The organism is Candidatus Palauibacter polyketidifaciens, from assembly GCF_947581785.1.
Classification (GTDB): Bacteria; Gemmatimonadota; Gemmatimonadetes; order Palauibacterales; family Palauibacteraceae; genus Palauibacter; species Palauibacter polyketidifaciens.
The window spans coordinates 1-18,739 of record NZ_CANPVO010000005.1; the positions used below are offsets into that span (position 1 = coordinate 1).

Below are 18,739 nucleotides of genomic sequence, written 5' to 3' on the forward strand. Positions count from 1 at the left end.
GGTTCACAGCGGCGCCCGCCACAACCGCACGGCCCCGGTCATCTGGACCCGCCGCAAGTACGTCCGCAAGCCGCGGAAATCCCCGCCGGGCACGGTGACCGCGGACCGCGTGCAAACGATCTTCGTCGAACCGGATTCGGACCTCGTGAAGGCGATGGCCCGGCGCACGGAGGACGCATGAACGCGAAGGCGGCCGACGTTCCGCCGGGAACGTCTCGTGACCGGGACCCGAAGCTCGACCGCGCCCGCGGCTGCCTCATCGGCCAGATCGCCGGCGATTCGCTCGGCAGCCTCGTCGAGTTCCAATCGGCCGAGGACATCCGCGACCTCCATCCCGAGGGGATCCGCGACCTCCGGGACGGGGGCACGTTCGACACGCAGGCGGGGCAGCCGACGGACGACTCCGAGATGGCCATCGCGCTGGCGCGCACGCTGATCGCTCGCGGCACGTACGACCCGGAGGCGGCGAACCGCGCCTACTGCGAGTGGCTCGACTCGGACCCGTTCGACTGCGGCCTGACGATCCGCGATGGCCTGCTCGGAGATCCGCGCCGCGAGAGCCAGGCCAACGGGGCGCTCATGCGCATCGCTCCGCTGGGCATCTTCGGCTCCCGTCATCCACTCGACACCGTCGCGCGCTGGGCGCGGGAAGACGCCCGCCTGACGCACCCGAACCGCGTCTGTCTCGACGCGAACGCCCTCTTCGCGATGGCGCTCGCCAACGCGATCGACAGCGGCCCGACGCCGAGCGAGTTGTACGAACGGATCGTGACGTGGGCGAACGAGGGGGAGATCTGCCCGGAGGTGCGGGCGTGCGTCGGGGAGGCTGCCGGCGGGCCGCCGGAGGACTACATGACGCACATGGGCTGGGTCCTGGTCGCGTTCCGCAACGCGCTGTGGCAGTTGCGGCACGCCCCATCGCTCGAAGAGGGCGTGATCGACAGCGTGATGAGGGGCGGCGATACCGACACGAACGCCGCGATCTGCGGAGGGCTCCTGGGCGCCGTCTACGGGCTGGAGGCCGTGCCCGCGCGCTGGACTGCGGCGATCCTCCGTTGCCGCCCGGAAGCAGGCCGACCCGGCGTTAGGCGGCCGCGTCCGAAGGCGTACTGGCCGGTCGACGCCCTCGATCTCGCAGCCCACGTCGCGCGCCCGAAACCGCCCGCGACCTGAAGCCGCGGCGGGCCCGGGTCGTATCAGCGGGCCTCCAGGAGCGCTCGGATCGCGGCCACTTCCTCGCGGATCGAAGTTGCGGTGCGAGCCGTCGCGCGGTCAGAGGCCGATCGAGCCTTCGAGAGAGGATCCGGGGACGTGGAACGCGTCGACGAGAGGGATCGCCTGGGGACGGATCTCGGCGCAGAGCGCGGTCACCGTGCGGCGGATGGCCTTGCTCTTGGGCGGATCCAGGTAGCCCTGCTCCAGGAACCACGCCGCCTCGCGCTCGATCGTGGCGAGCGCGTAGAGGGAACGCAGGCGCTCGATCCACTCCGCGAGGTCCGAACTCGGCGTCCGCCGCTCGGCCGCGATCATGGAGCGCAGGATCTCGCACTCGACGTGGGCCCTGGCGGCCGTGAGCGCGTGATGCTGGCAGTCGGTGAGGGCATCGAACGACGTCATCCCGCGCGCGATCCGGTGCCGGACCCGCCGGGCGAGCGACAGCACGAGGTCCGAACGGCGGGCGTCGAACACCGTGTCGTGGAATCCGGGGTCGCGGAGGTGGGTTTCGCCCGTCTTCCTCGAGATCACCCAGTTGCGCTCGGCGATCGCGCGGCCGGCGCGGCCGGCGGCGAAACGCGCGAGCCCGAACGCCCCGAGATCCCCGAACTGCTGGCGGAAGCCCGTGAGGAGGTCCTTCGCGACAAGCTGCATGAGGACCGTGTTGTCCCCCTCGAAGGTCGTGAAGACGTCGCTGTCGGCCTTCAGCGCCGCGAAGCGGTTGTGCGCGAGGTAGCCGCGCCCCCCGCACGACTCGCGGCAGGCCTGAATGGTGTCCGTCGCGTGCCAGGTGGCGCAGGCCTTGAGCCCCGCCGCGGCTGCCTCGAGGCGTCGCCGCCGCGACCCGCTCCCGGTCTCCGATTCGCCGGAGTCCCCCGCTTCCTCGGTGACCGCGGCCACGTACTCCGCCTGCAGGTCGTGGAGGGCGAAATTGAGCGCATACGTCGCGGCGAGGCGCGGGAGCAGTCGCCGCTGGTGGGCGGGATAGTCGAGGAGGATGCGCTCGGCGTCGCCGGGCGGACCGAACTGCCGGCGCCGGGCGCCGTACCGGACCGCGATCGTGAGGGCGACCTTCGTCGCGCCGAGCGCCGCGCTCCCCACGGCCACGCGGCCGCTCACCAGGGTGCCGAGCATGGTGAAGAAGCGCCGCGCCGGGCTCGCGATCGGACTCCGGTAGATCCCCTCGTCGTCGATGGAGGCGAAGCGGTCGAGGAGGTTCCCGCGCGGCACGCGCACACGGTCGAAATGGAGGCGTCCGTTGTCCACGCCGTTCAGGCCGAGCTTCTCCCCGCAGTCCTCGATCCTCACGCCGGGCAGCGGCTCCCCGTCTTCTCCGCGGATGGGGACGAGGATCGCGTGCACGCCGCGCCCCTCCCCGTCCACCTCCAGTTGAGCGAACACCGTCGCGAGGCGGCCGTCCCGCGCCGCGTTCCCGATGTAATCCTTGCGCGCCCCCGGCACCGGAGTGTGGACGACGATCTCCCGCGTCCCGGGGTCGTAGACCGCCGTCGTCTGGATGTCGTAGACGTTGGACCCGTGCAGCGTCTCGCTCATCGCGAAACACCCCGGGAGCGCCAGCGTCCCCGCGTCTCTCAGGTATTTCTCGTGGTGTCGCCGCGACCCGAGCTGGTGGATGCTGCCGCCGAAAAGCCCGAACTGGACACCGAACTTCGTGAGCAGGCTGAGGTCGAAGAAGGCGAGCGTCTCGAAGGTGGCGATGAAAGCCGCGGGATCGTCCCCGCCCCCGAACTCCGCGGGGTAGCTGAGCGCCCCGAGTCCCTCGTCGGCGAGCTCCCGGCACCACTCCGAAACCCGCGCCCGATAGTCGGCCGTCGAGAGTCCGGCCACCGCCTCGAACCGGCCGTCCGAAAGGAGCGCACACACGCGTCGCCGGGTCTCCGGAGCCGGACCGTCGAGGAAGCGCACCATCGCGTCGAGGTCGAACCGGGGCCGGACGTCGGGAAGCGGCGCGATCGGCCGCACCGGGTCGAAGAGCGTCGCCACCGCGTCCGGACCGCCCAGGCCCAGCGCCTCCTCGATGCGGAGGATGGCCGCGCGCTCCTCGCGCGTCGGGTGCTCGCCATCGGCCTCCGCGATGGCGATGCCGAGTTCGGTGAGGGACCGCTTCCGCTCGGGCGAGATCTCCGCCGCCCGCCGCCGCACCTCATCGACGAGGTGGAGGAGCCGCTCCGCCGAGGGTGGCGCCTCGGGATCGAGCCACTCGGCGAAAGCTCCTTCGCGCAGCCCCGTCTCGCGCAGGTGTCCCCGCAGCAGTTCCAGTTCTTCGGCCGCGAGTTCCGCGTCGGCCCACGCGACGTAAAGGAGGGGGTAGAGGGCGAGCGACCCCGGCTTTGCCACGGGCTGCTAAAGGCCCTCCGCCTGGAACTCGATCTCCTTGTGGGACCCGTCGCAGAACGGCTTGTTCTTCGACGCGCCGCAGCGGCACATCCACGGCTGCCCGAAGCGGGCGGACCCCTCGTGCCCTTCGCCGCTGAGTTCCACGACGCCGTCGAAGTGCAACGGGCCGTTCGCGTGCGCCGTGACGACCACTTCCCCGGCCTCCTCTCCGGACGTCGGCTCCGACCCGGACACGGCGCGGGTCGTGTCGATCGGCCCGGAGGCCCGAAACTCGATGTCGCGGTGCGCCCCGTCGCAGAACGGCTTGTTCGCGGATTTCCCGCAGCGGCACAGCGCGGCCTTCGGCTTCGCGATGCCGTCTTCCGCTCCCGCCGTGCGCACGCGCAGCGGACTCCGGACGAGGAGCGGGCCGTCCCCGCCGCAGTGAACGATGCATCCGTTTGCCGTCATCCGATCTCCCATCGCAGTGCGTCCGCCATCAGGGGACGAGTTCGGTTCGTCTCGGTTTGAGGAGGAAAACGCCCTCGAGCATGCTCGTCACGAGCACGGTCCCGCTCTCGAACCAGGGGAACGCGGTCCACGCCCCGTTGAAGCCGGGAGGATCGGCTCCGTACGGCGTGGTGTCAAAATACCCGACCTCCCGCAGGTTCTCGGGGTCGCTGATGTCGATGACGCGGAAGCCGGCCTGGTAGTTGGCCTGGTACATCCGGTCGCCCTTCACGTAGAGATTGTGATCCGTCGCGTTGTTGGGCCCATAGTAGTCCGCGATCACGACGGGGTCGTCGAGATCCGTCACGTCCCACACGATCGTCTTCGTCCGGTCCGTCGTGCCGACGAGTTCGTCGAGTTCGTCGTCGAGGAAGAAGTAGCGCCGGTCGTCGCTCAGCCACCCCTGGTGGATGTAGGCGACGCCGGGGTACGCCGCGGCCGAGATCGGGCGCGGGTTCGCCTTGTCCGTGACGTCGACGATCCGGAGCGCGGTCTCGTTCGACGCGAAACACAGCTCCCGCCCCCGGTAATCCGTGTCGGGCCCGTCGTACACGAGGCACTGCGCGTCGTGCGTCCGCCCCTGGAAGATGAGCCCCTCGGTATCCGTGTAGCAGCCGGCGAACTCGGGCGCGAGCGGTTCGCGGATGTCGATCATCACGAGGCCGCCGCCGCAGGTGTGCCCGTCCCCGCTCGTGGAGACGGTGAAGGCGGTGCCCGCGCCGGTGTCGATGATGAGGTTGTGGGCGCTACCGATCCCGTCCCAGCGGAGGTCGGGCGCGAACTCCACGGGGGGATTCGCCACGTCGCGCAGGCGGGTGAGATCGAAGACGACGAGGCCGTGGGCGCCGGCCCCGTCCCCGGTGAAGAAGAGGTGGTCGGCGTAGACCTTGAGGTCGCGGGCGCCGCTGCGGTTCGCGGGGATGACGCCGAGATATAAGGGGTTGACGGCGTCGGTCACATCGACGATCGCGGCCCCGCCGGAGCGGCCGACAAGGCCGTACTCGCGGCCGGTCTCGGGGTCCGTCCAGCCCCACGCGTCGCTCACCCGCTCTCCCGGTTCGGCGCCGATCGAGGCGAGGGGGAGATAGGACTGGAGGTCGACATCCGCGCAGTCGAAGCCCGCGGCGCGATCGTCCTCGCAGACCACCTCGGCCGATGTCACGGCGGCGGGCGGAGTCCCGGGGCGTAGCCAGGCCGGACCCGACCAGGAGCCGTCCTCCGCGGCCTCGTAGACGGCCGCGAGCCCCGCGCTCCCCTCGGATGCGGGGCTGCCGATCACGGCGAGGCCGGAGCGGAGGGCCACGGCGGACCCGAAGCCCGCGACGAGCGCCGCGCCCTCGGGCGAGAAAGCGTGGGCCGCGCGCCATTCCCTGTCCGCGTTCGCGCGGGTGAAGGCATCGACCCGGCCCCGGCCGTCCACCGCTCCCGGGGCTCCGACGATGAGTTCGTCTCCGGCGGCGGCGAGCGCGGTCCCGAAACGCTGGCCCGGCCCGGGATCGCCCGGGAGCAGCGTCGCCGCCTCGGCCCAGTCCCCCCCCGCCCCTCGGGCGAAGAGCACGACCCGGCCGACCGATCCATCCTCGGAGGGCGCGCCCACGGCGAGTTCGTCATCGCCGATGAAGAGGACGCTGGAGCCCAGGCCGGCGCCCCCGCCGAGCGCGGGCGAATCGAGCGCCGCCTCGCGGCCCCACGCCCCGTCGGCCCCGCGCGCGAACAGGTACACCGTGCCCGAGCTGCCCTGTCCCGGCGCTCCGACCGCCGCCAGCCCCCCGCGCACCGCCATTGCCGCCCCGTATCGCGCGTTCGCCCTGAGCTCTTCCGCCTCCAGCGAGCCCCCGGCGCTCCACGCGCCTTCCGGCCCGCGCGCATAGATTCGAACCACGGTGCCGCCGCCCTGTCCGCCCGGCGCCGAGACGAGCGCCACATCCCCGTCCGCCGCGACGACGCGCGCCGGCGGCTGCAGGATCGCCATCACCCGACCCATGCTCATCTCTTCGGGCGCCGCGGCGGCTTCGGCCCGGAGCGGCAGGCTGCCCGACTCCGCCCAGGCGCCATCCGCGCCGCGGGCGAACCCGTACGCGCCGATCATCACCTGCGGATCCCCGCTCGCCGCGAGGAATCCGCCCTCCACCGGCGCCAGCGTACGGCCGAACGACTCCCCGAGCAGCGAGCCCGCAGACCACAGTTCCTGGACCTGCGCCCAGCCGCTCCCGTCGTTTTCGAACACGAGCACCGACGCGGGACCCCGGCCGAACGCCGGCTTGAGGACGAGGATCTCGTCCGCCGCCGCCGCCCACACCGCGGCCCCGAACCCATCCTGCGCCGCCACCGATCCGGTCGCGGCCGCGAACATCGCGAGCCAGACAACGCACTTTCTCATCATGCTCCCCCGTTCAAGCGATCCGCCGCCGCATGCTTCACTCCGCGAGCCGCGCGTTGATGAGCCGGTTCATGCTCACCCCCTGCTCGGCCGCCTGCATTGCGAGGGCGCGGTGGACTTCCGGCGGCACGCGGACCATGAACTTCCCGCTGTATGCCCGATGGGCCAAGGGTTCGGGAGGCGTCTCGCCGCTTCGTCGCACGTCCTCGAGACTGTCCCGTACGACTCGCTGGATCCCGGACAACGCTTCCTCCGGCGTTGACGCCAGCCAGCTGAGGGAAGGAAACTCGACACACAGCCCGACGTGCTCGCTGTCCTCGACGGACCATGTGATTCGATAGGTATAATGGTCGCTCACGTGATGCCCTCGAGTTTCTCGATCGCCTTGATCACCTGGCGTACCTGGTACGCCTTCGCCATGCCGTTCGCATTCTGGATGTTCACGCGGGTCGCCGGGCCAGGGTGTCCGGTAGACTCGATGGGCCGTGCCTCTCTGGCGTGGCGCGCCAAAGTACGCTTCGCACACCTTGGCGAGTTCGGAGAACCGAACGCCCTTGGGGTTCCGGCGGAGCTTGGCGAGGATCGCCGTAGTGTCCCGCGTCACATGATACCTTTATTGATACTATTCATCAAGCCGGGCCGTGACCCAGAGCCAGTGACCACCGGTTGTCGCGGGTGGCGGGTGCGGGCGGTGCTGAGGCGCCAGACTCGAGGAGTGCTACGCCTCGCCGTGCACGGCGGCGGCGAGGGCGGCGGACAACTCCGCGAAGGCGGCCTCGCTGCGGCCGAGGGCGGCGATGAGCGCGGATCCGACGACCACGCCGTCCGCCATGCCCGCGACCGCGGCGGCCTGTTCCGGCGTCGAGATCCCGAATCCCACCGCCACCGGCAGCCGCACCATCTTCCGGAGCGCTCTCACCTGGTCCTCAAGCGCGGCGTCCAGCGCCTTCCGTGCACCCGTCACGCCGAGGCGGGAGATGTAGTACAGGAACCCCGAGGCGTGGCCGAGGATGGTCTCGAGCCGCGCCCCCGGCGTGGTAGGGGCGGCGAGGGGGATGAGGTCGAGCGAACCCGCGGCCAGCCGCCGCTCCAGCGCCGGGTGCGAGCCCACGGGCAGGTCGGTGACGAGGAGCCCCGCCGCCCCCGCGGCCTCCGCCCGCGCCAGGAAACGCTCCACTCCCATGCGGAGAATCGGATTCAGGTAGGAGAAGACGACGACCGGCGGCAGGTCCGCCGACATCTCCGCCAGCTGATCGAGCGCCGACTCGACCGTGACCCCCTCCTCCAGCGCGCGCCAGCTCGCGGCCTGGATCGTCGGCCCGTCCGCGAGCGGATCGCTGAACGGGATCCCCAGTTCGATGATGTCCGCGCCGTCCGCCGCCAGCCGCTCCAGCAGACGCGGCGTGTCCGCCGGCCGCGGGAAGCCGCTGGACAGAAAGGGGATGAACGCGGCCCCTTCCCGACCTTCGAACGCGCCCTCGATCCGCGATCCGACGCGCGTCGCTGCGGGCGCCGGGCGGTCGGGAACGCTCAAGAGCCGTCGTCCCCCGCGTCCTCCTCCTCCGTCGTCACGGCCGGCCGGTGCGTCCCCCACTGCTCGAACCACTTCCTCAGGTAGAGCTGCGTGCGCAGGAAGTTCGACGGACGCGAACTCGTCCCGTGCCACTCCCCCTGGAAGCGCACCATGACCGTCGGCACGCCCTCGTAGTGCAGCGCCTGGTAGAACTCCTCCGTCTGACCCATCGGCGTCCGCAGATCCATCTCCCCCGTCATCAGCATCGTCGGCGTCGTCACGTTCCCGACGTAGAAGATGGACGACCGATCCATCCACTCCTCCGGGTCTTCCCAGAAGGGCTGCTCGAAGGTGCGCAGATAGCCGATGGCGTCCGACGTCCCCATCGCCGACATCCAGTTCACGATCGGACAGTTCGCCGAGGCGGCCCGGAAACGGTCCGTGTTCCCCACGATATACGACGTGAGGATGCCGCCCCCCGAGCACCCGTACACGAAGAGGTTGTCCCCGTCCACGTAGCCGCGCCGCAGCATCTCGTCGACGCCGCCCATGAGGTCGGGGAAGTCGGCGCCCGGATAGTCGTGGTTGATCGCGTTCGCGAACTCCGTCCCGTATCCCGTGCTTCCCCGCGGGTTCGTGTAGAGGACGACGTAGTCGTTCGAGGCGTGTTCCTGGAAGGCGAAGTTGAACCCGCCGTTGTACATGCTGTGGGGCCCGCCGTGGATCGCGAGCATGAGCGGATACTCGCGGTTCGGATCGAAATCGGGCGGCTTCACGATCCAACCCTGGATCCGGAAGCCGTCCGTCGACTCGTACCAGACCTCCTCCACCTCGCCGAGGGACACGCCGTGGAGCACGTCCGCGTTGACCTCGGTGAGGCGGGTGGCCTCGCCCGGATCCGAGAGGGAGAACCGGTAGAGGTCGCCGGGCTCGTGGTCCGTGGAGATCGTGCCCACCGCGGTGCCGTCCTCCGCAAAGGAGGAGAGGGAGAAGAGATGCGCCCCCTCGGTAAGCTGCGTGACGCCGCCGTCGACGGAGACGAAGTGGAGCTGCCGGTACCCTTCCCGGTTCACGTTGAAGTAGAGGCCGCTCCCGTCGGGCGCCCACTGGAAGCCGCCGGACTGCCGGTCATAGTCCCCGGAGATGAGCCGCGAGCCGGACCCGTCCCGGTTCATCACGTGGATTCTGCCGTTCCGGTAGGTGTCGCGGTGCTCATCGCCCACGCTGTACGCGATGAGGCGGCCGTCCGGCGAGGGAACGGGTCCCGCGTCCGAGCCGCGCCGGTCCGTGAGCTGGCGAATCGCGCCGGACGCCACGGAGACGGCGTAGATCTCCGACTCCTGCCAGTGCTCGGGCCGGTCCCAGTCGGGAACGCGGTAGGAGGAGAAGTAGATCTCGGTCCCGTCGGGGCTCCAGGCGATCCCGCCGTGGTTCCAGTCCCCCGTCGTGAGCTGGCGGGCGGCGCCGCCATCGGCGGGCACGACGAACACATGCGTCCAGCCGGTGTCGACGTATCCCTGGCGGTCGCGCTTGTAGCCGGCGCGCTCGACGATCTTCGGCCCCTCGGTCCACGTCGCCCCGTCCGGCCGGGAGGGGAGATCGACGCCGGCGAAGTCCGCGCGGTCGTTCACCCGGCTCGTGAAGGCGATCCACTCTCCGTCCGGCGACCAGCGGGGAGAGGACGGGCCATTCTCGAGGCGGGTGACCTGGGTCGTCGCGCCCTCCTCGTCCATCCAGCGCACGAAGATCTGGCTCCCCGAGGGTTCGCCCGCCGCCGTGAACAGGATGCGCGTGCCGTCCGGCGACCAGCGCGCCCCGCCGCCGTCGACGAGCGCCCGCTTCCGGCTGCCGTCCGCGTCCATCATGAAGAGGGACGACTCGCGGCGGTCGTTGACCTTGTCAACCCAGCCGCGGGTGTAGACGATCCTCGATCCGTCCGGCGAGATGCGGGGGTCGGAGACGGACTCCATGTCCATGTAGTGGTCGAGCGACAGCCGGCGGGTCTGGGCCGCCGCATCCGCGGCGAGCGCGCCGGCGGCAATGGCTGTCAGCAGGGCGGCGCTTCCGAACTTCGTCTTCATCCTTCGCTCCTTCGGCTTCGTAACCGGCCCGTGGGCAGACCTGGAATAATCGGAGATGAGCCGAGCGGCGGCCAGCCGGATGCCGGCGACGGACGTCAGTCAGAGCGGACGATAGACGGCTCCGCGGTGTGCGACGCGTACGATGAGAACGACGAGCGCCGCATCCTGCACCTCGTACACCACGCGGTAGCCGCCGACGCGAATTCGCCGAAGCCCGCGGAGGCCTCCCTTCAGGGAACTGCCCGCATGGGGATGCTCCGCCAATCCGTCGATGGCATCGACGATTCGCACCCGGTCGTGCTTCGGAATCCGGCCAAGCGCCTTGACCGCGCTCCGCTTAATCCGAACGGAGTAGGCCACCCCTGACCTCATCCCAATCGAGGACGGGATCGGCGGGATCGCGCAACCGCTCCACGGCAACCGTCAGGTCATCAAAATCTTCCAGGTATCGCTCCAGGGCCTGGCGAACGACATCGGCCCGGCTTCGCCGCAGCGTTGACGCAGCGGCGTCCAGGGCTTCGATCATCGCGTCGGGGACGCGCGCCGTGATCTGATCCATATCCGAGTTTCTCCCGGGATCGCATGTACATTGATTCAATGTCGATGACTGTCGATGCGATCATCGTAATGCCGCCGCCGCATCCCCGGCAAGGGAGGACGCCGGTTTCGGTACGACATCGCTAGAGGATGGCGGCGCCGAGGGCGGAGGCGACGAGGCCGACGCCGAGTTCGGCCGTCTGGTTGCGGTCGTCGAGGACCGGGTTGAGTTCGACGAGTTCCAGGCTCAGCAGCTTTCCGGAGCGCCACGCCTTCTCGCACACGAGGTGCCCTTCGCGGTAGGTCAGGCCTCCGCGCACCGGCGTCCCCACACCCGGCGCGATCCGCGGGTCGAGCACGTCGACGTCGAATGAGAGGTGGAACCCGGCGGTACCCGCGCCGGCGCGCTCCATGGCCTCGTCCATGCAGACCCCCACCCCGCGTTCGTCGATCTCGGACATCGTGAAGACGCGGACGCCGAGTTCCCGGATGAGCCGCTTCTCTCCTGCATCCAGCGACCGCGCGCCCAGGACGCTCACGTTCTGGGGCAAGACGCGCGTCCGGCTGGAGGTCAGTTGCGGCTCGCCCTGTCCCAGCAGCACCGCGAGCGGCATTCCGTGAATGTTCCCGGTGGGCGTGGTGTGGGGGAGGTTCATGTCGGCGTGGGCGTCCACCCAGATGACGCCGACGGACGCCCCCCGGGACCCGTAATGGTCGGCCACGGCCGCCACCGACCCGATCGAGAGCGAATGGTCTCCGCCGAGCACGAGCGGCGTGCAGCCCCGGGCCAGCCCTTCGCGCACGAGCTCTTGCGTCTCGTCCGCGACGTGGACGATCTCGTCCAGGAAGCGCAACTCGTGCTCGCCCGCGTCCGTGGTCTCCAGCCCGCCAGCCGTCACGGTGCCCAGTTCCGTGATGCTGTGGCCGATGGCTTCGATCTCCCGGCTGATCCCGGCGATGCGCAGAGCGGAGGGTCCCATGTCCACGCCCCGGCGTCCGGCGCCGAGGTCGATGGAGACGGAGATCAGCGCGATGTCCATCTGGCCGCCTTCAGCGCATGTAGCAGGGGACCGCGTTGGCGGCGGCCCAGGGGTGGACGATCCGGAGGGCGAGCCCGCCGGCGCCGTCGTCCTGCCACTGGACCTGCAACCCCTTGAGCCCGCGCTGGGCGCCGGCCTCCCCGTCGTCGATGGGGGCGACCTCGTACGGACCCGCGATGGTCCCGGTCCGAGCCGAGAACAGGTAGTCGCGGAGCGCGCCGCGGTTGGTTCCGCCCGGCCCGGCGGCCGTCTGGTCGAGCCCTTCGGCCAGGAGTTCCACGGCCGCGAAGCCGCCCGCCGCGTGGTAGCCGGGCGTCGTTCCGTGCGCCGCCCGGTAGCGGCTGACGAAGGTTGCGTTGTCCGCGATGAAGCCGACCGTCTGGAGGGCCGGGTGCCACGGCGAGTTGCCGGCGACGCACCGGGCGGCCTGCCCCACGTCTTCGACGAAGTGCTGCTGGCCGGGCCCGATGATCAGGCTCATGAGGACCGGCCGGTATCCCACGGCGGGCGCGGCGGTGGCGAAGCCGGCGGCGTCGGCCGTGTAGCCCCCGCCAATGAAGAGGTCCGCGCCGGCGTCCCGGGCCGCGGCGGCGATCGCTTCGTGGTCGGCCGCTCCGACTTCATAGGACCGGTCCATCACGATCTCCAGCCCGTGGCCGCGGACCGCCTCGCGCACGCCCTCGACCACCGATGCCGGAAACGCGGAGTTCTCGTACACGATCGCCACGGTCTGCGCTCCGCCGAACACGGCCACCTCCACGGAACCCTGCAGGTAGGCCGGTCCCGGCGTCAGCAGCTGGACACTCCATTGCCGCTGTCGTTCGGACCAGATCGAGGGCGCCGCCGCCATCGGAGCGACCATCGGCACCCCCGCGGCCTCGTTGACGGCGAGGACGGTTTCCGTGATCGGGCTGCTGTAGGGGCCCAGCAGCGCGTCGACCGCGCCGGAGGCCGTGAACTCCTCGTACAGGCGCGCGCTCGCCTGGGCATCGCTCCCGTCGTCGCGGATCTCCAGTTGCACGGGCCGACCGCGAATCCCCCCCTTCTCGTTGAGGATCTCGACGGCGAGTCGATACCCCCGCACGACTTCGATCCCTTCCACGCCGTGCCGCCCGGTCTCGGAGATGGCCGCCGCCAGCGTGATCGGCGTCCCGTCCGAGCCCGGCTCCGGCCCCGTGGAGTCCGCCGGGTCGTCCACGCACCCGGCCGCGACCAGGGCCAGTGTCAGGAAGCCTGCCGCCAAGCCGGTCGTCCGTCCGGCTCGATGTGCCCGATATATGCCGCGCCTGAGTCCCATGAATATCGCCTCGAAACCTGAAGACATTCCTTTAGCGCAACTCCGTTTCGTCACCGTCCAGGGTACGGATCCTCGCCACGAGCGCGGGCTCCGGCCCCTCGTCCACTTCGAGCACCAGGTCCAGCGACTCGAGGGTGGATCGTACCGCGGCGGGGTCCGGGTGTTCGGCCCGGAACGAGATCAGCCGCCCGCCCGGCGGCGTCGCGCGGGCCGGGTGCGGCGTCGTTCCCCAGTCGATGAAGAAAGGTACGAGGCCGTCGTGGAGGACGGACGTGAAGGCCGTGATCTCCCAGCTCAGTTCGCCGCCGTCCGGCCGGAGCCGGGAGCCGGGCCGCACCGGACCCAGCGGGACGCCCCGGCCCGAGGCCCGCGCGACGAGCGCCGCGAGGTCCGTCCCGCGGGCCGCCCACGTGACAAGCCGGGGCTCGGCGAGGCCCTCGATCCCGAACGGGAGCGGTTCGTCCCGGGGCGGCGCCTCGGGGTCCGGACCGAGGATCTCGAGGTAGATGTCGCCCCCGAGCGAAAGGAGATGGTTGGCGGTGCCGAGGTTGCCGTGGCGGCCGCCGAACGGGGCTTCGACACCGAGCCGGTCGGCCACCCACGCGACCCCTTCCGCGAGGTCGGCGGTCCCCAGCAGCAGATGGTCGAGATTCGCCGGGACGGCGGGGGCGCCGGGGGCACCCGGTCCGCTCCGCGGCGGTGTCGTCGGGAGCATGGCCACTTCCGTCAGCCTCCCTCGTCTTCGAGTTCGACGCCGAGCCCGTCGGCGATCCGGTTCACGAACGCATAGTAGGCGGTGACGGCGCAAATATCGTGGATCGCGCGATCATCGAAACCGTGCGCCTTCAATCCGTCGACCGCGGATTCGTGCTCGCCGCCCGGGTCGAGCGTCAGCCGCGCGGCATAGTCGAGCATCGCCCGGTCGGCCTCATCCAGCTCGGCCGTCGCATGGTCCGTTGCGAGGGCGGCGATGAGGCGTTCGTTCTCCTCATTGGCACCGCCGGCGTCGGCCACCTCGAGCAGACGACGGAGACCCTCTCCGTGATGGACAATTCAGTAGCGGCAGGCGTTGAGCCCCGACACGACGACGGCGATCATCTCCCTTTGAATCCGGGAGAGAGGACCCGGCCCGTACATCAGTTCGCGGTAGAGATCGTAGTGGAGCCGGATGACGCGGCTGTGGACGCCGTGAATGCGGATGATGTTGTCATCGTCCGCGACGCGGTCTTCCTCGGGGATCCCCGACGGATCCGGGTAGTCGATGAAGGCCACAGTCAGTGCCCGTCCGAGCCGGGTTCGCCGCCGGCCGCCAGGATGCGGGCGACTTCCTCCACATCCTTGTCGCCCCGCCCGCTGAGACAGATGACGACGCGTCTCCCCGCCCAGCGCGCGGCCTCCCGCCGCAGGCCCGCCAGCGCGTGCGCGCTCTCGAGCGCGGGGATCAGCCCCTCGAGCCGGCAGAGGTCCCGGAAGGCGGAGAGGGCCTCCTCATCCGTCACGGATTCGTAGCGGACCTGTCCCGTCTCCTTGAGCCACGAGTGTTCCGGACCGACGCCGGGATAGTCGAGTCCGGCGGACACGGAATGGGCGGGAATCACCTGGCCGTCCTCGTCCTGGAGCAGGTAGCTGTAGTTGCCGTGAAGGATCCCGGGCTCGCCGGCCGTGAGCGAGGCGGAGTGGCGGCCGGTATCGACGCCGTGCCCCGCCGCCTCCACGCCGACGAGGGCGACGCGCGCCTCCGCCGGGACCTCGCGGTTGCGTTCGATGAAGGGCGTGAAGATCCCGATCGCGTTGGAACCGCCGCCGACGCAGGCGAAGACGGCATCCGGCTCCACGCCGCGCTCGGCGAGTTGCCGGACCGTCTCGTCGCCGATGACGCGCTGGAAGTCGCGCACGAGTTCGGGATAGGGCGCCGGGCCGACGACGGAGCCGATGATGTAGTGCGTCGTGTCCACGTTCGTGACCCAGTCGCGGATCGCCTCGTTCGTCGCGTCCTTGAGCGTCCGGCTCCCGCTCGACACCGGGATGACCTCGGCCCCCAGCATTTCCATGCGCTCGACGTTGAGCGCCTGCCGGCGCATGTCCTCCTCGCCCATGTAGACGGCGCACTCGAAGTCGAGCGCCGCGCAGGCGGTGGCCGTCGCCACGCCGTGCTGGCCCGCACCGGTCTCGGCGATGATCCGGGCCTTGTTCATGCGCTTCGCGAGCAGCGCCTGGCCGATCGTGTTGTTGATCTTGTGAGCGCCGGTGTGATTGAGGTCTTCCCGCTTCAGCCACAGGTCGAGCCCGAGATCCGCCCCGAGGCGCGGCGCCCGGTAGAGCGGCGTGGGCCGTCCCACGTAGTGTTCAAGGCTGGCCTCGAGGGCCTCCCCGAAGGAGGGATCGTCGCGGGCCTCCGCCCAGGCCGCGGTGAGTTCGTCGAGCGCCGGGATCAGCGTCTCGGGCACGAACTGCCCGCCGAAGTCGCCGAACCAGCCGGGGGCCGGGCTGCGCACTTGGCGGCCGCTCATTTGGCGGCCGCCAGGAACTCGAGGATAAGGTCGATCGACTTCTCCCCCGGGGCCCGTTCGACGCCCGAGGAGACATCGACGATGTCGGGACGCACGTCGCGGATCGCACGCGCCACGTTGTCCGCGTCCAGCCCGCCCGCGAGCGCGAGCGCACACCCGTCGCGCTCAAGCCCCGCCAGCCACTCGTACGGGAAGCTGGTCCCGGTGCCTCCGGGTCCGCGCGGCGAGAACCCCTCCAGGAGGATCGCGTCCGCCGCCTCCCGGTACTCGTCCCACCCGCGGGCCAGGTCGTCGCTCGACGTGGGCCGGAGGCCCTTCCAGACATCCAGCCCTTCGTCCCTGAGTCGGTCGCAGAGTTCGGGCGGTTCGGAGCCGGCGAGCTGGGCGACGTGGAACTCCGCGATGTCCCGTTTGACGAGGATCTCCGCCGGGCCCGCGTCCACGAACACACCGACGGCGCGCGTGCCGCTCTCGAGCGCCTCCACGACGCCGGCGGCTTCCCCGGCGGTAATTTCCCGCACCCGGCCGGCGAACACGACACCCACGTAGTCCGCGCCGGCGCGGGACGTCGCGGTGGCGTGCCGCGGCTCCCGGAGACCGCAGATCTTCACTCCGACCCGGCTCATGCCGCCCCGTCGTTGTCGACCCGGGCGTCGGCGTCCGCCGGCTGCATCCGATCGCTCCGGGGCCGCCGGGGGTGGCCGACGAGCGCCTCAACGCCCGCCGCCGGATCGCCCGCCATCAGCCAGCCGCCGACCAGGACCGCGTCCGCCCCCGCGGAGCCCGCCGCCGCCGCGTCCTCCGCGGACCGGATCCCGCTCTCCGCCACGGCCACGACGTCGGCCGGAAGCTCCTCGATCAGGTTCAGCGAGCGTTCGAGGTCCACCTCGAAGGTCGCCAGATCGCGCGCGTTCACGCCGACGATCCGGGCACCGGCCTCGAGCGCCCGCTCCATCTCCTCCTCGTCGTGCGCCTCCACGAGCGCGGCAAGGCCGAGGTCGGCCGCGAGTCCGAGCAGTTCACGCAGCCGGGTGGCTCCGAGCGCGCGCACGATGAGCAGAACCGCATCCGCGCCTGCCGCGCGCGCCTCGTACAACTGGACGGGATCCAGCGTGAAATCCTTGCGGAGGACGGGAACCCCCACGGCGTCCTTCGCCGACCTCAGATCGTCCAGCGAGCCGCCGAAGTAGCGCTCGTCCGTGAGTACCGAAATTGCGGCCGCCCCCCCGGAGGCGTACACGCTCGCCACGCCCGCCGCCTGGGCGTACGGGTTGATGTCGCCGGCGGAGGGAGACCGGCGCTTGAACTCCGCGACCACGGAAACTTCCCCGGGCCGGCGCAGAGACGCCTCGAAACCGCGCGGGGGCGGGGCTTCATCCGCCTGGGCGCGAATCGCGCTCCGGAACAGTTGGAGCCGCGCGACCTCCTCCCGCTTCGCCGCGAGGATCTCTTCGAGAATCGTGTCGTGTGCCATGGGCGCCAAGCTGCGACCGCCGCCATCCCGCCGCAAAACCTCGGCGGCTGCGCCAGTTCCCGTCGAACGTTGCGCTTCGGTACATGTTCGGGTATATTCGGTAATCCTTCGGCCCCCTGCAAGCATCTGGGACGGGCACGGCGCGGAAGCTGCGAGCGGAGTGAGAAACGATGGCGCTTACGAAGCGACAGCGCGAGATGCTCGACTTCATCGAGGGCTTCATACGGTTCCGCGGGTATTCCCCGAGCTTCGAGGAGATCGCGGAGGAGTTCGGCTACCGCTCGCTCGCGACGGTGCACGAACATCTCGGGAACCTGCAGGCGAAGGGGTATATCCGAAAAAACTACAATGAGAGTCGATCGGTCGAACTGGTGGAAGGAAAGCTCCAGGTTGCCGCGGTCGAACTGCCGCTGTACGGCAACGTTGCGGCGGGTCAGCCGATAGAGGTCATCGAGGAGCAGGAGACGGTCTCCGTTCCCGAAGACATGATCGCGGGTTCCCTGAGCGAACACTATGTGCTGCGGGTGCGCGGCGATTCGATGATCGACGAACAGATCCGCGACGGCGACTACGTCATCGTCCAGTCGCGGGAGACGGCGCACAACGGCGAAATGGTGATCGCGCTCGTCGATGGCGAGAACGCCACCATGAAGAAGATCTACCTGGAGCAGGGCCGGATCCGGCTTCAGCCCGCGAACCCGGCGCTCACGCCGATCTACCTGCACCCCTCACAGGTCACGGTCCAGGGCGTGGTGATCGGAGTCATCCGGCGCTACTGAAGACGGAGAAGAAGCCTCACCGCAGTTGACGGAGGACCGCTCTCGACTCCCCGAGAGTACCCGTCCCGACGGCCACCCACCTCCCACAAAAACCGTCGGGGCGGAGGTTCCCGTCGCCCGGAATGGTTCCGCTACGGGCAGCGGTCGACGCAGATGTCCTCCCGGTACAGCGTAAGCCAGATGGCCTCGTGCTCGTAGTTCGCTGCGTGCTCCGCGATGGGAAACGCCAGTTCCGATAGCACCAGATGCAGTCCGGATACGGGTCTCCGAAGCCGGTGAATCGTGTAGTGCGTGCGCCCCGTATCGGACACGCCGAAGGCCGGAAGTTCCTCGACCGCGAAGTGGCGAGCAGCAACCTGGTCATCGGAGGTCTCCAGCCCCCCGGTCTGTCGATCAAACCGATTGCATGGATTGGAGTTGCGCCTCCGCGGCACCCGAATCGATGGCTTGCTCGGCGGCGGCGACTCCGGCGGCCAGGGTGTCCACGGCGCCCGCAGCCCAGAAGGCGGCGGCGGCGTTGAGCACGACGGCCGCGCGGGCGGCGCCGGCTTCGCGGCCGTCGATCACGCGCCGGACCCGTTCCGCGTTCTCCTCCGGCTCGCCGCCGGCCAGATCGGACGGTGCGTACTCCGGCCAGCCGAAGTCCGAGGGCGCGACCTTGAACTCGGACAGCATCCCGTTCTCGATGCGGAAGACCCGGGTCGGGCCGAGCGGACTCAGTTCGTCCATGCCGGGCTCGCCGTGGACGACGAGCGCGCGCTCGTGGCCGAGTTCGAGGAGGGTGTCGGCGACGAGGCGCTGAAGATCCGGGTGGGCGACGCCGACGACCTGCCGGCGCACGCCGGCCGGGTTCGCGAGCGGGCCGAGGAGGTTCATGATCGTGGTCACGCCGAGCGCGGCGCGGACGGGGCCCACGTGCCGCATGGCCGGGTGGTGGGCCGGGGCGAACATGAACACGAACCCGGTCTCCTCGAACATCCGCTTCTCATCCTCGGGGGGAAGCTCGATGGGAACGCCGAGCATCTCGAGCACGTCGGCGCTGCCGCACTTGGAGGTGAACGAGCGG

At 70.3% G+C, this 18,739-nt stretch carries 20 protein-coding genes; 3 read left to right on the forward strand and 17 right to left on the reverse strand.

Translation table 11 applies throughout. The features are described from left to right. Positions 1 to 181 (forward strand): hypothetical protein (locus RN729_RS00650; protein WP_310781568.1); only part of this gene is annotated, 181 nt, incomplete at its 5' end. Then, positions 178 to 1,173, forward strand: a complete 996-nt coding sequence (locus RN729_RS00655; RefSeq protein WP_310781569.1) for an ADP-ribosylglycohydrolase family protein — start codon at positions 178 to 180, stop codon at positions 1,171 to 1,173. The genes RN729_RS00650 and RN729_RS00655, both read left to right, overlap by 4 nt. A 99-nt stretch (positions 1,174 to 1,272) precedes the next feature. Here RN729_RS00655 and RN729_RS00660 read toward each other — a convergent pair whose 3' ends face one another. The 16 genes from RN729_RS00660 to trpC all read right to left on the reverse strand — a co-directional run bounded on the left by RN729_RS00660 (position 1,273) and on the right by trpC (position 16,894). Then, a complete protein-coding gene (locus RN729_RS00660) occupies positions 1,273 to 3,573 on the reverse strand; it encodes an acyl-CoA dehydrogenase (protein WP_310781571.1) in 2,301 nt (766 codons plus the stop codon). Positions 3,574 to 3,579: 6 nt separating this feature from the next. Next, positions 3,580 to 4,023, reverse strand: coding sequence for a CDGSH iron-sulfur domain-containing protein (locus RN729_RS00665; protein WP_310781573.1), 444 nt, complete (start codon positions 4,021 to 4,023; stop codon positions 3,580 to 3,582). A 28-nt stretch (positions 4,024 to 4,051) separates the two neighbouring features. Then, positions 4,052 to 6,442, reverse strand: a complete 2,391-nt coding sequence (locus RN729_RS00670) for a choice-of-anchor B family protein (protein ID WP_310781575.1) — start codon at positions 6,440 to 6,442, stop codon at positions 4,052 to 4,054. 37 nt (positions 6,443 to 6,479) lie between these two features. Further along, on the reverse strand, positions 6,480 to 6,800 hold the full coding sequence (locus RN729_RS00675; RefSeq protein WP_310781577.1) for a toxin-antitoxin system HicB family antitoxin: 321 nt from the start codon (positions 6,798 to 6,800) through the stop codon (positions 6,480 to 6,482). Between the two features lie 360 nt (positions 6,801 to 7,160). Further along, complete coding sequence (gene trpA / locus RN729_RS00680) at positions 7,161 to 7,976, reverse strand: tryptophan synthase subunit alpha (RefSeq protein WP_310781579.1); 816 nt, start codon at positions 7,974 to 7,976, stop codon at positions 7,161 to 7,163. Beyond that, positions 7,973 to 10,036 (reverse strand): S9 family peptidase, encoded by a 2,064-nt coding sequence (locus tag RN729_RS00685; protein WP_310781581.1) that lies wholly within the window; start codon positions 10,034 to 10,036, stop codon positions 7,973 to 7,975. Before RN729_RS00685 ends, trpA begins: the two co-directional genes overlap by 4 nt. A 99-nt stretch (positions 10,037 to 10,135) precedes the next feature. Continuing rightward, the gene (locus RN729_RS00690; RefSeq protein WP_310781583.1) at positions 10,136 to 10,327 is read right to left on the reverse strand and encodes a type II toxin-antitoxin system RelE/ParE family toxin; all 192 of its coding nucleotides are present in this window, start codon (positions 10,325 to 10,327) and stop codon (positions 10,136 to 10,138) included. 46 nt (positions 10,328 to 10,373) lie between these two features. Continuing rightward, positions 10,374 to 10,595, reverse strand: coding sequence for a YlcI/YnfO family protein (locus tag RN729_RS00695; protein WP_310781585.1), 222 nt, complete (start codon positions 10,593 to 10,595; stop codon positions 10,374 to 10,376). Between the two features lie 121 nt (positions 10,596 to 10,716). After that, the gene (gene rocF, locus RN729_RS00700; RefSeq protein ID WP_310781587.1) at positions 10,717 to 11,613 is read right to left on the reverse strand and encodes an arginase; all 897 of its coding nucleotides are present in this window, start codon (positions 11,611 to 11,613) and stop codon (positions 10,717 to 10,719) included. 10 nt (positions 11,614 to 11,623) lie between these two features. Further along, positions 11,624 to 12,856: an ABC transporter substrate-binding protein gene (locus RN729_RS00705; protein ID WP_310781588.1), complete on the reverse strand. Its 1,233-nt coding sequence runs from the start codon at positions 12,854 to 12,856 to the stop codon at positions 11,624 to 11,626. Positions 12,857 to 12,941: 85 nt separating this feature from the next. Then, positions 12,942 to 13,625: a VOC family protein gene (locus RN729_RS00710; protein ID WP_310781590.1), complete on the reverse strand. Its 684-nt coding sequence runs from the start codon at positions 13,623 to 13,625 to the stop codon at positions 12,942 to 12,944. Between the two features lie 11 nt (positions 13,626 to 13,636). Then, positions 13,637 to 13,924, reverse strand: a complete 288-nt coding sequence (locus tag RN729_RS00715) for a hypothetical protein (RefSeq protein ID WP_310781592.1) — start codon at positions 13,922 to 13,924, stop codon at positions 13,637 to 13,639. A gap of 39 nt (positions 13,925 to 13,963) precedes the next feature. Then, complete coding sequence (locus tag RN729_RS00720) at positions 13,964 to 14,182, reverse strand: hypothetical protein (RefSeq protein ID WP_310758164.1); 219 nt, start codon at positions 14,180 to 14,182, stop codon at positions 13,964 to 13,966. 2 nt (positions 14,183 to 14,184) lie between these two features. Continuing rightward, positions 14,185 to 15,420, reverse strand: coding sequence for a tryptophan synthase subunit beta (trpB, locus tag RN729_RS00725; RefSeq protein WP_310781594.1), 1,236 nt, complete (start codon positions 15,418 to 15,420; stop codon positions 14,185 to 14,187). Continuing rightward, entirely contained in the window at positions 15,417 to 16,046 is a 630-nt protein-coding gene (locus RN729_RS00730; RefSeq protein ID WP_310781596.1) for a phosphoribosylanthranilate isomerase, read from the reverse strand. The genes trpB and RN729_RS00730 overlap by 4 nt, the downstream gene beginning before the upstream one ends. Further along, positions 16,043 to 16,894 carry an indole-3-glycerol phosphate synthase TrpC gene (gene trpC, locus RN729_RS00735; RefSeq protein WP_310781598.1) on the reverse strand — a complete coding sequence of 284 codons (852 nt, stop codon included), beginning with the start codon at positions 16,892 to 16,894 and terminating at the stop codon, positions 16,043 to 16,045. Before trpC ends, RN729_RS00730 begins: the two co-directional genes overlap by 4 nt. A gap of 170 nt (positions 16,895 to 17,064) precedes the next feature. Between trpC and lexA the strand changes: the two genes are divergently transcribed. Next, complete coding sequence (gene lexA / locus RN729_RS00740) at positions 17,065 to 17,673, forward strand: transcriptional repressor LexA (protein ID WP_310781600.1); 609 nt, start codon at positions 17,065 to 17,067, stop codon at positions 17,671 to 17,673. 393 nt (positions 17,674 to 18,066) lie between these two features. Here lexA and trpD read toward each other — a convergent pair. Continuing rightward, a partial coding sequence (gene trpD / locus RN729_RS00745) for an anthranilate phosphoribosyltransferase (RefSeq protein WP_310781602.1) occupies positions 18,067 to 18,739 on the reverse strand: 673 nt, incomplete at its 5' end.